This window comes from Variovorax sp. LjRoot130 (genome assembly GCF_964253755.1).
In the GTDB taxonomy this organism is placed as follows: Bacteria; Pseudomonadota; Gammaproteobacteria; order Burkholderiales; family Burkholderiaceae_C; genus Variovorax.
The window spans coordinates 3,092,561-3,109,765 of the sequence record NZ_CAXURM020000001.1; the positions used below are offsets into that span (position 1 = coordinate 3,092,561).

Consider the following 17,205-nt stretch of genomic DNA (forward strand, 5'->3'; position numbering starts at 1 on the left):
AGCCGGTTAATCATCCACAAAGGCACTTTTGCACGATGTGTGCTCCATGTGACGCGCCTTCGCCAACGCCGCAGCGGCCGCTGTGACTTCCATCAGCCGATGCGCACGGGCACGAAGATCCGATCGCCATCGCGCTGGATGAGCAGCGCGATCGACTTGTCGGCCTTGTTCACCACCTCGCGCACCTGCTCGACGCTCTTTGCGGGCGTGCCGTTGATGGCCAGCAGCACGTCGCCCGCCTGCACGCCGGCGAGCGCCGCCGCGCCGCCCGCATCCTCGATCAGGAGGCCGCTCTCGACCGCGGCCTCGCGCTTCTCCTGCGGCTGCAGCGGTCTGAGCGCGAGACCGAGCTTGCCGCCGCCGGCGCGCTCGTCGTTCTTCGACACCGTGCTCGCCTTTTCACTCGCATCGCCCAGCCTGGCGCTGAGCTCCTGGCGTGCGCCCTGGCGCCAGACATCGAGCGTGACCTTGGTGCCGGGCTTCTTCTGGCCGATCACGGCCGGCAGGTCGCCGGAGGCGACGATCGGGTCGCCGTCGACCTTGCGGATCACGTCGCCGGAGCGCAGGCCGGCCTGGTCGGCCGGGCCGCCCTTCTCCACGTTCGACACCAGCGCACCCTCGGGCTTGTCGAGCTTGAAGGAGTCGGCGAAGGTCTGGTTCACCTCCTGCACCGCGACGCCCAGCCGCGCATGGCTGGCGCGGCCGGTGGCGACGATCTGGTCCTTTACCTGGATCGCGACGTCGATCGGGATCGCGAAGGACACGCCCTGATAGCCGCCGCTGCGGCTGTAGATCTGCGAGTTGATGCCCACCACCTCGCCGCGCGTGTTGATCAGCGGCCCGCCCGAGTTGCCGGGGTTGATGGCCACGTCGGTCTGGATGAAAGGCACGTAGCTGTCGTCGGGCAGCGAGCGGCCCTTGGCGCTCACCACGCCTGCCGTCACGGTGTTCTCAAAACCGAAGGGCGAGCCGATCGCAAGCACCCATTCGCCCGGCTTCAGCTCCTTGGTGTTGCCCAGCGACAGGGTCGGCAGGTTCTTCGCGTCGATCTTGAGCACCGCGATGTCGGTCTTCTCGTCGGAGCCCAGCACCTTGGCGCGGAACTCGCGGCGATCGGTCAGCTTGACCGTCACTTCCTTCGCGTCCTTCACCACGTGGGCGTTGGTCAGGATGACGCCGTCGGCGCTCACGATGAAGCCCGAACCCTGTCCGCGCACCGGCATCTCGCGCTGCTGCGGCTGTTTGCCGCGTGGGCCCATCTGGCCCTGGAAGCGGCGAAAGAACTCGAACATCGGATCGTCGGGACCCATGCCGGGGATGCCGGCCACACCCTCCATCGAAGTCTTCATGGTGCCGGTCACGCTGATGTTGACGACGGCGGGACCGTTGCGCGTGGTGATGGTCGAGAAGTCGGGCATGGTGACCATCGGCGCGGCCACGGCGGGCGCCGGCGTGTTCACGGCATTGGCACTGGTGTAGGCGCCCGCGCCGACGGCGCCGATGACGCCCGCGGCCGACAGGGCGAGAACAAGCGCGCGGGGCGAGTTCAGACGGACATTCATTGAAGTTCCTTTCGAGGTGTCAGTTGGAAACACGATGAAAGGAATGTCGGTCCGCTCGCTTAAGCCCGCCTTAAACAGTTCTGGGAAAACGCACGCTCACCCGCAGGCCACCCAGGCTGCCGGAGCCATCGATAGCCAGCGTCGCGCCATGCAGGTCGGCGATCGACTTCACGATCGCCAGCCCGAGACCGCTGCCCGCCGCCTGCGGCTCGCCCGAGCGATAGAAGCGGTCGAGCACGCGCGAGCGCTCCTCGGCCGGCAGGCCCGGGCCGCTGTCTTCCACGCTGAGCTCCACCCCCTCGGCCGACGCCGCGATGCCGACGTCGACGCGGCCGCCCTCGGGCGTGTACTTCACGGCGTTGTCGAGCAGGTTGCGCAGCAGCGTGCGCAAGGCCTCGGCCTGGCCGTGTACCTCGGCCGCATCCGCGCGCGCCATGCCGATGTCGATCCGGCGTGCCTGGGCGGCGGCAATGGCATCGGAGATCGCGAGCCGCGCGACCTCCTGCAGGTCCACCGGCTCCGCGCTGGCGCCGGCGGCGGCGCTGGCTTCGTGCCGCGCCAGCGCCAGCATCTGTTCGACCAGCCGCGTCGCGCGGTCGATGCCGGCTGCCAGCCGGCCGACGGCGAGCTCGCGCGCGGCATCGTCGGGCGCGCGCTGCAGGCTCTGCACCTGCAGCTTCAAGGCCGCGAGCGGCGAGCGCAGCTCGTGCGCCGCATCGGCCACGAAATGCTTCTGCGCCTCGAAGGCCCGGCGCACGCGATCGAACAGCAGGTTGAGTTCGTGCACCAGCGGGCGTACCTCCTCGGGCAGGCCGCTTTCGCTGACCGGCGAGAGGTCGTCAGCCTGCCGGGAGGCAACCTGGCTGCGCACGCGCGCCACCGGCGCCAGCGAGCGGCTCACCACCCACCACACCACCAGCATCAGCAACGGCGCCGCCAGCGCGATCGGCCCGACGGTGCGCAGCGCGAGCGTTCCCGCCATGGTGCGGCGCGCCGCCATGTCCTGCGCCACCTGGATCACCAGCCCGGCGCTCTGGATCGAGAACACCCTGTAGGTGGTGCCGCGCGCCTGCACGTTCGAGAAACCCAGCACCGCGCGCTGCGGCAGTGCGGCACGCGCGGCCGATTCGAAGATGCGCACGCCGTCGGCCGTCCATATCTGCACGACGAATTCGAAGTTCTCCTCGCCGCCGCCGAGCCCGCCCACGGCCGCACTGGGCGGCAGGCCCGCGCGCAGCGAGAACGCCATCTGCTGCATGTGGTAGTCGAAGATCTCGTCGGCTTCCTTGAGCACCGTGCGATAGGCCACGAAGGCCTGCGTTCCTGCTGCAAGCACGATGGCAGCCAATAGGAACCACAAAAGACGCGCGCGTAAGGACTTCATTCCTTGGGCACCATGTAGCCCACCCCCCGCACATTGCGAATGAGATCGGCGCCGAGCTTCTTGCGCAGCCCGTGCACATAGACCTCGACCGCGTTGCTGCTGATCTCGTCCTTCCAGCCGTAGAGCTTTTCTTCGAGCTGCGCGCGCGAGAGCACCATGCCCGGCCGCGCGATCAGCGGTTCGAGCACCGCCCATTCGCGCGCCGACAGCACCACCGGCTGGCCGCCCACGGCGACTTCGCGCGTCGACGGATTGATGCTGACACCCAGATGCTCGTAGACCGGCTCGGCCCGCCCCGATGCGCGGCGCAGCAAGGCCCGGATGCGCGCCAGAAGCTCGTCGAGGTCGTAGGGCTTCAGCACGTAGTCGTCGGCGCCGGCATCCAGGCCCTCGATGCGCTGCTGCACCGAATCGCGCGCCGTGGCGATCAACACCGGCATGCGCTGCTTGCGGGCGCGCAGCGAACGCAGCACCTCGAGGCCGTCGCGGCGCGGCACGCCGAGGTCGAGCAGCACCAGGTCGTACTGCTGCGTGCGCAGTGCGGTGTCGGCAGCGTCGCCGTCCTTGACCCAGTCGACCGCGTAGTTCTCGGCGCGCAGCAGGTCCAGCACGGCCTCGCCGATCATCACGTCGTCTTCGAGCAGCAGCAGTCGCATCGTCGTTCATCCGCACAAAGGCGGTTCGAGATCGTAGCGGCGGCGAAGTTCAAGCGCGTTCACAGAAGCGCCCTGACCTCGCGCGCCGCCTCGAACAACAGCGGCAGCATGTCGCGGCGCAGCGCCTCTTCGGAGTGGCGCGTGCCCGACAGCACGACGTTGAGCGCCGCCACCGTGTGGCCCTGCATGTCGCGCAACGGCACCGCCAGCGCCTGCACGCCGAGCTCGTGTTCCTCGCTGGCAAAGCAGAAATCGTCCTTGCGCACCTGCGCGATGCGCTGGCGCAGCACGCGCGCCTGGGTGATGGTGCGCGGCGTGAGGCGCGGCAGGTTGCGGCCCTTGAGCCATTGCGTGAGCTGCGCCGCGCTCATGCCGGCGAGCAGCACGCGGCCGGTCGATGTCGCATGGGCCGGGAGGCGCGCCCCGAGGTGGAGGCCATAGGCCAGCACGCGGGTCGGCGTGCCATAGCTGCCGCTGCGCGCGATGATGACCACCTCTTCGCCATCGAGCACCACGGCCGAGAAGGATTCGCCCGTCTGCGCCGCGAGCCGGTTGAGCGTGGGCTGCAGCGCGCGCGGCAGCCGCGACGACGCGAGGTAGCTGCCCGAGAAGCGCAGCACCTTCGGCGCCATCCAGAAATAGCTGCCGTCGGTTTCGAGGTAGCCGAGGTGCGCAAGCGTCAGCAGGTGGCGCCGGGCCGCGGCCCGCGTCAGGCCGGCGCGCTCGGCTGCCAGCGTGGCATTGAGGCGCTGGCGCTCGGTGTCGAAACTCTCGAGCACGGCCATGCCCTTGGCGATGCCCTCGATGAAGTCGGGTTTGGCTATGGTCATGGGCGCGAAGTGTTGCGCGATCATCGCGCAGGCCGCCTCATCATCGCACAGAGGATGGCATCGCGGCGAGCCGGGGAGTCCGCATCGTCCTACGCTTGAGGCCAAGCAATCAGGAGACACGCATGCGCACACAGGTCGCCATCATCGGCGCGGGCCCGGCCGGCCTCTTGCTCGGCCAGCTGCTCTACAAGGCCGGCATCGACAACATCATCATCGAGCGCCAGACCGGCGATTACGTGCTGGGCCGCATCCGGGCCGGCGTGCTGGAGCAGATCACGATGGACTTGCTCCAGCGCGCCGGCGTCGACGCGCGCGCCAAGGCCGAGGGCCTGCCGCACGAAGGCATCGAGCTGCTGTTCAAGGGCGCGCGCCATCGCATCGACATGCATGGCCTGACCGGCGGCAAGCAGGTCACGGTCTATGGCCAGACCGAGGTGACCCACGATCTGATGAATGCGCGCGAGGCAGAGGGCCTGACCACCATCTACGGCGCCTCGCCAGTCAGCCTGCATGACTTCGACACCGGGAAGCCCCGCGTGCGCTACGAGAAGGACGGTGCCACGCACGAGATCGAGTGCGACTTCATCGCCGGCTGCGACGGCTACCACGGCGTGAGCCGCGCCAGCGTGCCGGCCCAGGCGATCCACACCTACGAAAAGGTCTATCCCTTCGGCTGGCTCGGCGTGCTCGCCGATGTGCCGCCGGTATCGCACGAGCTGATCTACGCCAACACGCCGCGCGGCTTCGCGCTGTGCAGCATGCGCAGCGCCACGCGCAGCCGCTACTACGTGCAGGTGCCGGTCGAGGAGCGCGTGGAGAACTGGAGCGACGAGGCGTTCTGGAACGAGCTGCGCCTGCGCCTCGACCCCGAAGCGCGCGAGCGGCTCGTGACCGGCCCTTCGCTCGAAAAAAGCATCGCGCCGCTGCGCAGCTTCGTGGCCGAACCGATGCGCTTCGGCAGCCTGTTCCTGGCCGGCGACGCGGCCCATATCGTGCCGCCGACCGGCGCCAAGGGCCTGAACCTGGCGACGGCCGACGTCGGCTACCTGTCGCGCGCCTTCGAGATCTTCTACCGCGAACGCAGCGCCTCGGCGCTCGACCGCTACTCCGACCTGTGCCTGCGCCGGGTCTGGAAGGCCGAGCGCTTCTCGTGGTGGTTCACCTCGCTGATGCACCGCTTCCCGGAAACCGGGGAGTTCGGCCAGAAGATCCAGGAGGCCGAGCTCGACTACCTGGTGCACTCGCGCGCCGCCTCGACCTCGCTGGCGGAGAACTACGTGGGGCTGCCGCTGGAAGAGTTCTGAAGCGTTTCAGGGCCCCGGCTGCATGAGCGCCCACATGCGCGCGGGCGTGAGCGGCATGTCCAGGCGAGGCGTGAGCCCGGCCATGCCGTTGCGCGCGAGCGCATCGGCCACGGCATTGACGACTGCCGGCGTGGCGCCGATGGTGCCCAGCTCGCCCACGCCCTTCACGCCCAGCGGGTTGTTGAGGCAGGGCGTGCTCTGGTCCATCTCGGTCTTGAACATCGAGGCGATGATGTCGGCTCGCGGCGCGGCGTAGTCCATCAGGCTGCCGGTCAGCGGCTGGCCGGTTTCGATGTCGTAGACCACGCGCTCGCACAGCGCCTGGCCGATGCCCTGCACGGCGCCGCCTTCGAGCTGGCCGCGAACGATCATCGGGTTGACCACGCGGCCGACGTCGTTGACCGAGGCATAGGCCAGCACGCTCACATCGCCGGTGGGCGGGTCGATCTCGACCTCGCAGATGTGGCAGCCGTTGGGCCAGGTCGGGCCGGCGACGGCGCTGGTGGAGTCGACGAAGATCTGCCGATCCGGCTGGCGTCCGGCCAGGGTGAACAGGTCGAGCTGCAGATCGGTGCCGGCGACCTTGAAAACGCCGGCCGCGTAGCTGAGGTCGGCAGGCGCGACTTCGAGCTCCTGCGCGGCAAGCGCCTTCGCCTTGTCGATGGTGCGCTCGGCACCGACGCGAACGGCCGAGCCGCCGGTGAAGAGCGAACGCGAGCCGGCGCTGCCGAAGCCGTCGCCGCGGTCGGTGTCGCCCAGCACGATGCGCACTTTCTCGATCGGCACGCCGAAGGCATCAACCGCCAGTTGCGCCAGCGTGGTCGCGATGCCCTGCCCCATGGCGTTGACGGCGGAGAACACCTCGATGACGCCGTCGGCCTGCACCGAGACCGTCACGCGCTCCTCGAACACGTTGCCGCCGGTCCATTCGAGGAAGGTGGCGATGCCGAGCCCGCGCAACCGGCCCTGGCGCTTGGACTGCGCCGCGCGCGCATCGAATCCCTGCCAATCGGCCAGCTTCAGCGCCTGGTCCATCACCGACTCGAACTTGCCGGTGTCGTAGGTCTGCTGCATCGGGTTCGTGTAGGGCATCTGCGCCGGCTGGATGAAGTTGCGCCGGCGCAGCTCGATGCGGTCGATGCCGGTCTGGCGCGCGGCCTCGTCCATCAGCCGCTCGATGGTGTAGATCGCCTCCGGCCGGCCGGCGCCCCGGTAGGCGCCCGTCGGCGCGGTATGGGTCAGCACCGCATGGAAATGGAAGTCGATGGTCTGGATGTCGTAGACGCTGGTCTGCACCCAGGGGCCGATCAGGAGCTGGATCACGACGCCGGTGCCGCCCGCGTAGGCGCCGACGTTGGCCAGGGTCCTGATGCGCAGCCCGAGAATCTTGCCCCTGGCGTCGAGCGCCAGCTCCGCATGGGCCTCGATGTCGCGGCCATGCCAGCTCGAAAGGAATTCCTCGCTGCGGTCGGCCACCCACTTCACCGGCCGCCGCACCGCGCGCGCGGCAAAGGCCACCACGATGTCTTCCGGATAGGCGCTGGTCTTCATGCCAAAGCCGCCGCCGACATCGCCCACCACCACGCGCACCTGCTCCTTGGGCAGGCCGATCGCGTCGCAGACCGAATTGCGCACGCCCGAGGGCATCTGGGTGCTCATGCGCAGGGTGATCCGTTCCGAGGCGGCGTCGAAATCGGCCAGCACCGAGCGCGGCTCGATCGTGAGCGCGACCACCCGCTGGTTGACGACGTCGAGCGCGACCACGTGGCTGGCCTTGGCGAAGGCGGCGCTCGTCGCTTCCCTGCTGCCGTGGCGCATCTCGGCGGCGATGTTGCCGGTGGCCTCGTCCCAAACCAGGGGCGCGCCATCCGCCGTCGCGCCGGCGAGGTCGACCACCATCGGCAGCGCTTCGTAGTCGACCATCACCGCCTCGGCCGCATCGCGCGCCTCGCGCGCGGTTTCAGCGATCACGGCAGCGACCGGCTCGCCGACGAAACGAACCCGGTCGAGCGCCAGCACATGCCGCGGCGGCGCCGCGCAGTCGGTGCCGTCGGCGCGCGTGAAGCCCGCGGCGCCCGGCAGGGGCTTGACGCCGGCGCCGTGCAGCTCCGCACCGGTGAGGATGCGCAGCACGCCCGGCATGGCGGCGGCCGACGCGGTGTCGACCGACGCCAGCCGCGCGTGCGGATACGGGGAACGGACGAAGGCCAGAAAGGTCTGATTCGGTAGCGTGACGTCGTCGGTGAAACGCCCGGCGCCGGCCAGGAGGCTTTCATCTTCGAGTCGTCGAACGGCTTGGCCGCTGCCGAAGCGCATGGGATTGGTTTCTGTGCTCACCGTGGTCCTTTTTGCTTTGAGCGATGGCTGCGAATGCGGGAACGACTATAGGGGCTTCAGGCAAATTCGGCTTGCGACGACAACGCGTCTGCGGAAGCCGTGTATACCTTCGACCATGCAACTGCCCTGGCTTGCCCCTGGTGACCCCCTGCCCGATGCCGATTCGGCCTGGGGCGAATCCGACCCCGTGCCCGGCCTTCTGGCCGCAGGTGGCGGGCTCGATGTCGCCAGCCTCCTTCACGCCTACGCCAACGGCATCTTCCCGTGGTTCAGCGAGGGCCAGCCGATCCTCTGGTGGAGCCCGGATCCGCGAATGGTGCTCGAAACCGCCGGCTTCAGGCTCCACCGTTCGCTGCGCAAGACGCTGGAGCGTTTCCGCGCCACCGCGGGCTGCGAAATCCGCATCGACCACCGTTTTGAGACGGTGATCGATGCCTGCTCGCAGGCGCCGCGCATCGGCCAGACCGGCACCTGGATCCTGCCCGAGATGGTGCGCGCCTACACGGATCTGCACCGCGCCGGCCATGCGCACAGCGTCGAAACCTGGATCGACGGCGAACTCGCGGGCGGCCTGTACTGCGTGGCAATCGGCCGCGCAGTCTTCGGCGAATCGATGTTCGCCCGCCGGCCCGACGCTTCCAAGATCGCGCTGGCGGCCCTGGTCTCGTTCTGCCGGCGGCACGGGATCGCGATGATCGACTGCCAGCAGAACACGGGCCACCTGGCCAGCCTGGGCGCACACGAGGTGCCGCGCGAACGTTTCCTGTCGCATGTGGCCGACGCACGCCTGCAAGCAGGCCCGGCGTGGCGTTTCGAGCCCGTATACTGGTCCGAACTCCTGCCTGCGCGACTTTCCTTCACGACGTGACGCACCTCAAGGATCTCCCGCTCCACACGCTGCAGTTCTACGCGACAGCGCCCTATCCGTGCAGCTACCTGCCGGACAGGCAGGCGCGCTCGCAGGTCGCGACGCCGAGCCACCTGATCCACAACGACGCGTACTCGGACCTGGTGCTCGCCGGCTTCCGGCGCAGCGGAATGTTCACCTACAGGCCGCATTGCGACGGCTGCAGCGCCTGCATACCGCTGCGCGTACTGGCGAGCGAGTTCAAGCCCAATCGCAGCCAGCGCCGTGCCTTGGCACGCCATGCCGATCTGCAGGCCCGCGTGCTCAAGCTCTGCTTCGTGCCCGAGCACTACCAGCTCTACCTGCGCTACCAGAACGGCCGCCATGCCGGCGGCGGCATGGATCACGACAGCATCGACCAGTACACCCAGTTCCTGCTGCAAAGCAGGGTCAACTCGCGGCTGGTGGAGTTTCGCGAAACCCGGCCGGACGGCAGCGCGGGCGCCTTGAAGATGGTGTCGATCCTCGACGTGCTGAACGACGGAATCTCTGCGGTCTACACCTTCTACGAGCCCGAGGCGGGCGCGGGCTACGGCAACTACAGCGTGCTGTGGCAGATCGAGCAGGCCCGCAAGCTGGGCCTCGCCCACGTCTATCTCGGCTACTGGATCGAAGGCAGCGCCAAGATGAACTACAAGGCCCGTTTTGCCCCGCATGAAGTGCTGATCGACGGCCGCTGGCAAGCGCCGACCCATTTCACCAAGTAAAATGGCAGCCGGTTCCACACCGCGTTGCCCATGAGAAAACACCAATCAGACGTTCCTGCCGTGCCCGTCATCCAAGTGATCGAGCGCATGTTCGCGCTGATCGACGTCTTGGCATCCCGGGAAGAAGCCATCTCTCTGAAGGAAATCAGCGAGAAGACGGGCTTGCACCCGTCCACCACCCATCGCATCCTGAACGACCTGGCGGTCGGCCGCTTCGTCGACCGGCCGGAGGCCGGCAGCTACCGGCTCGGCATGCGCCTGCTGGAGCTCGGGAACCTGGTCAAGGGTCGGCTCAACGTGCGCGATGCCGCGATGGCGCCGATGCGGGAACTGCACAAGCTCACGCAGCAGCCGGTGAACCTCAGCATGCGGCAGGGTGACGAGATCGTCTATATAGAGCGCGCCTACAGCGAGCGCTCGGGCATGCAGGTGGTGCGCGCCATCGGCGGCCGGGCGCCGCTGCACCTGACTTCCACCGGCAAGCTGTTCCTCGCGCTCGACGAACCCCAGCGGGTGCGCAGCTACGCCACGCGAACCGGCCTGGCCGGCCACACGCGCAACAGCATCACGCAGCTGCCGGCGCTGGAGCGCGAACTTTCCAAGGCGCGCCAGTACGGCATCGCCCGCGACAACGAGGAGCTCGAGCTCGGCGTGCGCTGCATGGCCGCAGGCATCTACGACGATCAGGGCAAGCTGGTTGCGGGGTTGTCGATCTCGGCGCCGGCAGACCGGCTCGACGACGGGTGGCTGCCGAAACTGCAGGCCACCGCCAACGAAATCTCGAGCGCGCTCGGCTACAACGCGAACACGCCCGCTTCGGCCTGATCGCCAGGCCGGCGCGGCTCAGCCCGCAACGTGCGTTGCGACGGCCTGCTGCTGCGCAGCCGGATTCACCATGTTGTTGTGGGTGGCTTCGACCCAGCGGCGAACGCGCTCGGCATCGCCGATGCGGCCGAACTTGCCGGCCGAGTCGAGGAACACCATGATCAGCTTGCGCCCGGCGATCTTGGTCTGCATCACGAGGCATTGGCCGGCTTCCGAGATGTAGCCGGTCTTCTGCACGCCGATGTCCCAGTCCGGATTCTTGACCAGGCGATTCGTGGTGTTGTACTGCAGCACGCGGCTGCCGACTTCGACCTGGTACTCGGGCGAGGTGGAGAGCTGGCGCACCGTGGCGTCGGCATAGGCGGCATTGACCAGCAAGGCCAGGTCTTGCGCACTCGACTGATTGCGGCTCGAGAGCCCGGTGGGCTCGACGTAGCGCGTGTCCTTCATGCCGAGCATCTTGGCCTTGGCGTTCATGACGCTCACGAAGGTGGCGAGGCCGCCCGGATAGGTGCGCCCGAGCGCGTGCGCCGCGCGGTTTTCGCTCGACATCAATGCCAGGTGCAGAAGTTCGCCGCGCGGCAGCGTGGTGCCGACCGTCAGGCGTGAGCGGCTTCCTTTTTCGGTGTCGACGTCATCCTGGCTGATGGTGATCAGTTCGTCGGAAGGAAGGCGCGCCTCGCTGATGATCAACCCCGTCATGAGCTTGGTCAGCGAAGCGATGGGCAGCACTGCGTGGTCGTTCTTGCTGAAGAGCACTTCGCGCGTGTCTTGGTCGATCACCAGCGCGACGCTGGATTTCAGGTCGAGCGCATCTTCGGTGCTGTGCAGGCCGGCCAGCTGGCCGAAAGACTGCCGCGCCTCGACCACACGCACCACCGACCGCCGCTGCACCGCCACCACCGTCTTGCCGCCCCGCTTGCGGATCGAAGCCACCACGTTGCGCCCGCCGCTCACGACGCGGTCGGCCTTGTCGTCATCCTTGACGCTGTGTTTCGATGCCGACTTGGCGCTGCTGCGCTTGCCGTCGGCACTCACCTGCTGGACCTTCTTGCCTGCCGGCGGCTTCTTGGCTGCCTCTGCTGCGGGCAGCAAAAACGCCGTGGCGCAGAGCGCGACGGCGATGAGGCGGAATGCAGGAAGAAACCGCTGGCTGGAAACTCGGCAGGAACGGGCTTCGGGCATCAAAAACTCTCCAGCGGGACGAATAGAAACCGCAGTGTATCCAAATCAAAAAAGGCACGCAATATCAGTTACTTGCATCCCTTTCTTCATTAGAACCAAAGGATCCGTCGCAAGAACTAACCTTGTGCCGCCACTCTCTCAGCTTGGCTCTGTAACTTGTTGAGCGCACTCAAATAAGCCTTGGCCGATGCCACCACGATGTCCGGATCGGCCCCCACGCCATTGACGACCCGGCCCGCATTCTGCAAACGCACCGTGACTTCGCCCTGACTCTCCGTCGATCCGCTGATGGCATTGACCGAATACAGCACCATCTCCGCCCCGCTCTTCACGTGGGCCTCGATAGCCTTCAGCGAAGCATCAACCGGGCCATTGCCATCCGACTCGCTCGTGACCTCCTTGCCATGCACCGTGAAAACGATTCGCGCCTGGGGCCGCTCGCCGGTTTCGCTGTGCTGCGACAAGGATACAAAACTAAACTGTTCCGCAACGTGCGAATGCTCCTCGGCGCTTACAAGTGCAAGGATATCTTCGTCAAATATTTCACTTTTTCGATCGGCGAGTTCTTTGAAGTGCGCGAACGCGGCGTTGATGTCGGCCTCGCTCTCCATCGTTACGCCGAGCTCCTGCAGGCGCTGCTTGAAGGCGTTGCGGCCGCTCAGCTTGCCGAGCACGATCTTGTTGGCGGTCCAGCCCACATCCTCGGCGCGCATGATCTCGTAAGTGTCGCGCGCCTTGAGCACGCCATCCTGGTGGATGCCCGACGCGTGGGCGAAGGCATTGGCGCCCACCACCGCCTTGTTGGGCTGCACCACGAAACCGGTGGTCTGGCTGACCATGCGGCTGGCGGCCAAGATGTGTCGGGTGTCGATGCCGAGATCGAGGCCGAAGTAGTCCTTTCGTGTCTTCACGGCCATCACGATCTCTTCGAGCGAGCAGTTGCCGGCACGCTCGCCAAGGCCGTTGATGGTGCACTCGACCTGCCGCGCGCCGCCGATCTTCACGCCCGCCAGCGAGTTGGCGACCGCCATGCCCAGGTCGTTGTGGCAGTGCACGGACCAGACGGCCTTGTCGCTGTTCGGGATGCGTTCGCGCAGTGTCTTGATGAAGTTGCCGTAGAGCTCCGGCACCGCGTAGCCGACGGTGTCGGGCACGTTGATGGTGGTCGCGCCCTCGTGGATGACGGCTTCCAGCACGCGGCACAGGAAGTCGACGTCGCTGCGGTAGCCGTCCTCCGGGCTGAACTCGACGTCGCCCACCAGGTTGCGCGCGAAACGCACGGCAAGCTTGGCCTGCTCGAACACTTCGTCGGGCGACATGCGCAGCTTCTTCTCCATGTGCAGCGGCGAGGTCGCGATGAAGGTGTGGATGCGGCCGCTGGCCGCGCCCTTCAAGGCTTCGGCCGCGCGCGAGATGTCGCGGTCGTTGGCTCGCGACAGGCCGCACACCGTCGACTCCTTGATCGCGTTGGCGATCGCCATCACGGCTTCGAAATCACCGTTCGAACTGGCCGGAAAGCCCGCCTCGATGACGTCGACCCGCAGGCGCTCGAGCTGGCGCGCGATGCGCAGCTTTTCGTCCTTGGTCATAGAGGCACCCGGCGACTGCTCGCCGTCGCGCAAGGTGGTGTCGAAAATGATGAGTTTGTCGGCCATCGTGGATCTCCTTCTTGTCAGGCGGCTTCAGCCATGGATTGTGCGCTGCGTGCGCCCCGTGCCCGGGCCCGCTCGAGGCCCGAAACGATCGCCTTGAGCGAAGCCGAGATGATGTTCGCGTCCATGCCGACGCCGAACAGGGTCTGCGTCTCGTCGACCCGCAGTTCGAGATAGGCCACCGCCTGCGCATCGGCCCCTGCGCCGATCGCATGCTGGTGATAGTCGATCACGCGGATCGAGTGCCCGGTGGCGCCGGCCAAAGCATGGATGAAGGCATCGATGGGCCCGTTGCCGCGGCCTTCGATCTTTCGAGTTTCACCCTCCCACGGCAGGTCGGCGCGCAGCACCACGGACGCGTCGGCACCCTCGCCATGCTCCTCGAGCACGCGGTGCTGCGGGCCCGTCTCGCCCTGGATGCGGTATTCGCGCTCGAACAGCTGCCAGAGGTCGGCCGCCGTGAGCTCCTTTCCGGCAACGTCCATCACGCGCTGCACGGCCTGGCTGAACTCCATCTGCAGGCGACGCGGCAGTTCGAGCCCGTACTCGCTTTCGAGCAGGTAGGCGATGCCGCCCTTGCCCGACTGGCTGTTGACGCGGATCACGGCCTCGTAGCTGCGGCCCACGTCCTTGGGATCGATCGGCAGGTAAGGCATGTCCCAGATGTCGCCGTCCTTGCGCGCGGCGAAGGCCTTCCTGATGGCATCCTGATGCGAACCGGAAAAGGAGGTGTAGACCAGATCGCCCACGTACGGATGGCGCGGATGCACCGGCAATTGATTGCAATGCTCGACGGCCGTCCGGATCTCGTCGATGTTCGAGAAGTCGAGTCCGGGCGATACGCCTTGCGTGTAGAGGTTGAGCGCCACGTTCACCAGGTCGAGATTGCCGGTGCGCTCGCCGTTGCCGAACAGGCAGCCTTCGATCCGGTCTGCTCCCGCCATCAGCGCGAACTCGCCGGCCGCTGTGCCCGTGCCGCGGTCGTTGTGCGGATGCACCGACAGCACGATCGCATCGCGGCGTGCGAGGTGGCGGTGCATCCATTCGATCATGTCCGCGAAGATGTTCGGCGTCGAATGCTCGACCGTCGACGGCAGGTTGACGATGCACTTGCGCTCCGGCGTCGGCGCCCAGACTTCGGTGACCGCATCCACCACCCGCTTGGAGAAAGCGAGGTCGGTGCCGGAGAACATTTCCGGCGAATACTGGAAGGTCCACTCGGTCGCCGGCTGCTTGGCGGCGAGCTCGTTGAACATGCGCGCATGCGTGGTCGCCAGCTCGACGATCTGGTCTTCGTCCATGCCGAGCACCACGCGACGCATGACCGGCGCCACGGCGTTGTAGAGGTGCACGATCGCGCGCGGTGCGCCTTGCAGCGATTCGAAGGTGCGCTCGATCAGGTGGTCGCGAGCCTGCGTGAGCACCTGGATCGTCACATCGTCGGGAATGCGGTCTTCCTCGATCAGCTTGCGCACGAAATCGAACTCGACCTGCGAGGCCGAAGGAAAGCCGACCTCGATCTCCTTGAACCCGATCGCCACCAGCATCTCGAACATGCGCATCTTGCGAGCGATGTCCATCGGCTCCACCAGCGCCTGGTTACCGTCGCGCAGGTCGGTCGACAGCCAGATCGGAGCCTGGGTCAGCACGGCATCGGGCCAGGTGCGGTCCTTGAGGCCGATGGGTGCAAAGGCGCGGTACTTGCGGTCGGGTTGCTTCAACATCTGGTATTTCTCGCTTGGTTGGAGGATCAACCAGCAACCCCAAAACAAACGGCCCGTTGCTGGTGCGAACGGGCCGTGGTCAGGGATTTGCGCGTGCGCTACCGACTCCGCCCGTAGGGGATCAGTAGTAGGGCCAGCGAAATCTTGTTCATGGGAGCGGGGAATGTAGCACAGCCCGAATCACTTGTGCAGGCCGCGCTCGTCGGGCTCGTCGGTCGAGGTGCTGATCACGCTCACATGCTGGCCCTTGGCTTTGCGCCAGCCATAGACCGCGTAGCCACTCAATCCGTAGGCCACGAAGATGCCGAACAGCACCGTCGGCGGATGGATATTGACGACTGCGATGGCGAGCGCGATCAGCACGATCACGGCAAATGGCACGCTCTTCTTCACCTGGATGTCCTTGAAGCTGTAGAACGGCGCGTTGGTCACCATCGACAGGCCCGCATAGAGCGTGAAGCCGAAGGTGATCCAGCTGATCTGATGCCAGGAGAGATACAGCACCTCGCCGCCGCGCTTGCCCCAGTCGGTCATGAGCCAGATGAAGCCAGCCACCAAGGCCGCCGCCGCCGGCGAGGGCAAGCCCTGGAACCAGCGCTTGTCGACCACGCCGGTGTTGACGTTGAAACGCGCCAAGCGCAAGGCCGCGCAGGCGCAGTAGACGAATGCCGCGATCCAGCCCCAGCGGCCGAGGCCCTTGAGCGACCATTCGTAGGCGATCAAGGCCGGCGCGGCGCCGAAGGACACCATGTCGGACAGCGAATCCATCTGTTCGCCGAAGGCGCTCTGGGTGTTGGTCATGCGCGCGACGCGGCCGTCGAGGCTGTCAAGGATCATGGCGGCGAACACACCGAGCGCCGCGAGATCGAAGCGCGCATTCATGGCCATCACCACCGAATAGAAGCCGCCGAAAAGCGCCGCCAGCGTGAACAGGTTCGGCAGGATGTAGATGCCCTTGCGGCGCTTGCGCGGCGCAACTTCGTCGGGGAGCGTGTCGTCATGCATGGATCGGTGGCAGTGTAGTTCAGCCGCTCGCGCGGCATCAAAGAAAAAGGGCCACCGCGCGGGTGGCCCTTGTCGAGGCGAAAGCCGGATCAGTTGCGGGTCTGGTCGACCAGCTTGTTCTTCTTGATCCAGGGCATCATCGCGCGCAGCTTCTCGCCGACCACCTCGATTTGATGCTCGGAATTCAGGCGACGGCGGCTGATCAGCGTGGGCGCGCCGCCCGCGTTCTCCAGCACGAAGCTCTTGGCGTATTCGCCGGTCTGAATGTCCTTCAAGACCTGCTTCATGACCTTCTTGGTTTCGTCGGTCACGATGCGCGGACCCGTCACGTACTCGCCGTACTCGGCGTTGTTCGAGATCGAGTAGTTCATGTTGGCGATGCCGCCTTCATAGATCAGGTCGACGATCAGCTTCAGCTCGTGCAGGCACTCGAAGTAGGCCATCTCGGGCGCGTAACCGGCTTCCACCAGCGTCTCGAAACCGGCCTTGATCAACTCGACGGTACCGCCGCAGAGCACGGCCTGTTCGCCGAACAGATCGGTCTCGGTCTCTTCGCGGAAGTTGGTTTCGATGATGCCGGCCTTGCCGCCACCGTTGGCGGTGGCGTAGGACAGGGCCAGATCGCGCGCCTTGCCGGTCCTGTCGGCGTGCACCGCGATCAGGTGCGGCACGCCGCCGCCCTGCGTGTAGGTGCTGCGCACGGTGTGGCCGGGGGCCTTGGGCGCGACCATCCAGACGTCGAGGTCGGCGCGCGGCTGCACGAAGCCGTAGTGCACGTTGAAGCCGTGCGCGAACACGAGCGAAGCGCCCTGCTTGATGTTCGGAGCGACGTCGTTCTTGTAGACGTTGGCGATCTGCTCGTCGGGCAAGAGGATCATGACCACGTCGGCCGACTTCACGGCGTCCGCCACTTCGGCGACCTTGAGGCCGGCCTTCTCGACCTTGGGCCAGGAAGCGCCGCCCTTGCGCAGGCCGACGACGACCTTCACGCCGCTGTCGTTGAGGTTCTGCGCGTGCGCATGACCCTGGCTGCCGTAGCCGATGATCGCGACCGTCTTGCCCTTGATGAGGCTCAGATCGGCGTCCTTGTCGTAATAGACCTTCATGATGGTTGCTCCTTCGTAGAT

The 17,205-nt window shown here is 66.7% G+C and carries 14 protein-coding genes; 4 read left to right on the plus strand and 10 right to left on the minus strand.

What is annotated here, in order from left to right:
- Positions 1-92: 92 nt before the first annotated feature.
- The 4 genes from ACSQ86_RS15385 to ACSQ86_RS15400 all read right to left on the minus strand — a co-directional run bounded on the left by ACSQ86_RS15385 (position 93) and on the right by ACSQ86_RS15400 (position 4,432).
- Positions 93-1,562 (minus strand): Do family serine endopeptidase, encoded by a 1,470-nt coding sequence (locus ACSQ86_RS15385; RefSeq protein WP_436309076.1) that lies wholly within the window; start codon positions 1,560-1,562, stop codon positions 93-95.
- Positions 1,563-1,632: 70 nt separating this feature from the next.
- Positions 1,633-2,946 carry an ATP-binding protein gene (locus tag ACSQ86_RS15390; RefSeq protein ID WP_436304204.1) on the minus strand — a complete coding sequence of 438 codons (1,314 nt, stop codon included), beginning with the start codon at positions 2,944-2,946 and terminating at the stop codon, positions 1,633-1,635.
- Positions 2,943-3,602 (minus strand): response regulator, encoded by a 660-nt coding sequence (locus tag ACSQ86_RS15395; RefSeq protein WP_093108817.1) that lies wholly within the window; start codon positions 3,600-3,602, stop codon positions 2,943-2,945. The genes ACSQ86_RS15390 and ACSQ86_RS15395 overlap by 4 nt, the downstream gene beginning before the upstream one ends.
- 59 nt (positions 3,603-3,661) lie before the next feature.
- Positions 3,662-4,432, minus strand: coding sequence for an IclR family transcriptional regulator domain-containing protein (locus ACSQ86_RS15400; RefSeq protein WP_093108818.1), 771 nt, complete (start codon positions 4,430-4,432; stop codon positions 3,662-3,664).
- Between the two features lie 122 nt (positions 4,433-4,554).
- Here ACSQ86_RS15400 and pobA point away from each other — a divergent pair, with 122 nt between their 5' ends.
- On the plus strand, positions 4,555-5,736 hold the full coding sequence (pobA, locus tag ACSQ86_RS15405; RefSeq protein WP_093108819.1) for a 4-hydroxybenzoate 3-monooxygenase: 1,182 nt from the start codon (positions 4,555-4,557) through the stop codon (positions 5,734-5,736).
- Between the two features lie 6 nt (positions 5,737-5,742).
- Here pobA and ACSQ86_RS15410 read toward each other — a convergent pair whose 3' ends face one another.
- Positions 5,743-8,073, minus strand: a complete 2,331-nt coding sequence (locus ACSQ86_RS15410; RefSeq protein ID WP_436304207.1) for a xanthine dehydrogenase family protein molybdopterin-binding subunit — start codon at positions 8,071-8,073, stop codon at positions 5,743-5,745.
- A 115-nt stretch (positions 8,074-8,188) separates the two neighbouring features.
- On the opposite strand from ACSQ86_RS15410, the gene aat reads away from it, so the two are divergent.
- The 3 genes from aat to ACSQ86_RS15425 are packed head-to-tail and all read left to right on the plus strand — an operon-like array spanning position 8,189 to position 10,512.
- A complete protein-coding gene (aat, locus tag ACSQ86_RS15415; RefSeq protein ID WP_436309077.1) occupies positions 8,189-8,941 on the plus strand; it encodes a leucyl/phenylalanyl-tRNA--protein transferase in 753 nt (250 codons plus the stop codon).
- Positions 8,938-9,687: an arginyltransferase gene (locus tag ACSQ86_RS15420; protein WP_436304209.1), complete on the plus strand. Its 750-nt coding sequence runs from the start codon at positions 8,938-8,940 to the stop codon at positions 9,685-9,687. The genes aat and ACSQ86_RS15420 overlap by 4 nt, the downstream gene beginning before the upstream one ends.
- 30 nt (positions 9,688-9,717) lie before the next feature.
- A complete protein-coding gene (locus tag ACSQ86_RS15425) occupies positions 9,718-10,512 on the plus strand; it encodes an IclR family transcriptional regulator (protein WP_436304210.1) in 795 nt (264 codons plus the stop codon).
- Positions 10,513-10,530: 18 nt separating this feature from the next.
- Here ACSQ86_RS15425 and ACSQ86_RS15430 read toward each other — a convergent pair whose 3' ends face one another.
- From ACSQ86_RS15430 to ilvC, 5 genes are all read right to left on the minus strand, one after another.
- Complete coding sequence (locus tag ACSQ86_RS15430; protein ID WP_436309078.1) at positions 10,531-11,697, minus strand: serine hydrolase; 1,167 nt, start codon at positions 11,695-11,697, stop codon at positions 10,531-10,533.
- A 116-nt stretch (positions 11,698-11,813) separates the two neighbouring features.
- Positions 11,814-13,352, minus strand: a complete 1,539-nt coding sequence (locus tag ACSQ86_RS15435) for a 2-isopropylmalate synthase (protein ID WP_093108825.1) — start codon at positions 13,350-13,352, stop codon at positions 11,814-11,816.
- Between the two features lie 17 nt (positions 13,353-13,369).
- Positions 13,370-15,073 (minus strand): 2-isopropylmalate synthase, encoded by a 1,704-nt coding sequence (leuA, locus tag ACSQ86_RS15440; protein WP_436309079.1) that lies wholly within the window; start codon positions 15,071-15,073, stop codon positions 13,370-13,372.
- Between the two features lie 180 nt (positions 15,074-15,253).
- A complete protein-coding gene (gene pssA / locus ACSQ86_RS15445) occupies positions 15,254-16,078 on the minus strand; it encodes a CDP-diacylglycerol--serine O-phosphatidyltransferase (RefSeq protein WP_436309080.1) in 825 nt (274 codons plus the stop codon).
- 89 nt (positions 16,079-16,167) lie between these two features.
- Positions 16,168-17,184, minus strand: coding sequence for a ketol-acid reductoisomerase (ilvC, locus tag ACSQ86_RS15450; RefSeq protein WP_093108828.1), 1,017 nt, complete (start codon positions 17,182-17,184; stop codon positions 16,168-16,170).
- Positions 17,185-17,205 lie beyond the last annotated feature (21 nt).

What these genes read in the sequence shown, in the direction of transcription:
- ACSQ86_RS15425 (WP_436304210.1), top strand. Translation starts at nt 9,718, where the DNA reads ATGAGAAAACACCAATCAGACGTTCCTGCCGTGCCCGTCATCCAAGTG.
- ACSQ86_RS15400 (WP_093108818.1), bottom strand. Translation starts at nt 4,432, where the DNA reads ATGACCATAGCCAAACCCGACTTCATCGAGGGCATCGCCAAGGGCATG.
- ACSQ86_RS15430 (WP_436309078.1), bottom strand. Translation starts at nt 11,697, where the DNA reads ATGCCCGAAGCCCGTTCCTGCCGAGTTTCCAGCCAGCGGTTTCTTCCT.
- ACSQ86_RS15385 (WP_436309076.1), bottom strand. Translation starts at nt 1,562, where the DNA reads ATGAATGTCCGTCTGAACTCGCCCCGCGCGCTTGTTCTCGCCCTGTCG.
- ACSQ86_RS15390 (WP_436304204.1), bottom strand. Translation starts at nt 2,946, where the DNA reads ATGAAGTCCTTACGCGCGCGTCTTTTGTGGTTCCTATTGGCTGCCATC.
- pssA (WP_436309080.1), bottom strand. Translation starts at nt 16,078, where the DNA reads ATGCATGACGACACGCTCCCCGACGAAGTTGCGCCGCGCAAGCGCCGC.
- ACSQ86_RS15395 (WP_093108817.1), bottom strand. Translation starts at nt 3,602, where the DNA reads ATGCGACTGCTGCTGCTCGAAGACGACGTGATGATCGGCGAGGCCGTG.
- aat (WP_436309077.1), top strand. Translation starts at nt 8,189, where the DNA reads ATGCAACTGCCCTGGCTTGCCCCTGGTGACCCCCTGCCCGATGCCGAT.
- pobA (WP_093108819.1), top strand. Translation starts at nt 4,555, where the DNA reads ATGCGCACACAGGTCGCCATCATCGGCGCGGGCCCGGCCGGCCTCTTG.
- ilvC (WP_093108828.1), bottom strand. Translation starts at nt 17,184, where the DNA reads ATGAAGGTCTATTACGACAAGGACGCCGATCTGAGCCTCATCAAGGGC.
- ACSQ86_RS15435 (WP_093108825.1), bottom strand. Translation starts at nt 13,352, where the DNA reads ATGGCCGACAAACTCATCATTTTCGACACCACCTTGCGCGACGGCGAG.
- leuA (WP_436309079.1), bottom strand. Translation starts at nt 15,073, where the DNA reads ATGTTGAAGCAACCCGACCGCAAGTACCGCGCCTTTGCACCCATCGGC.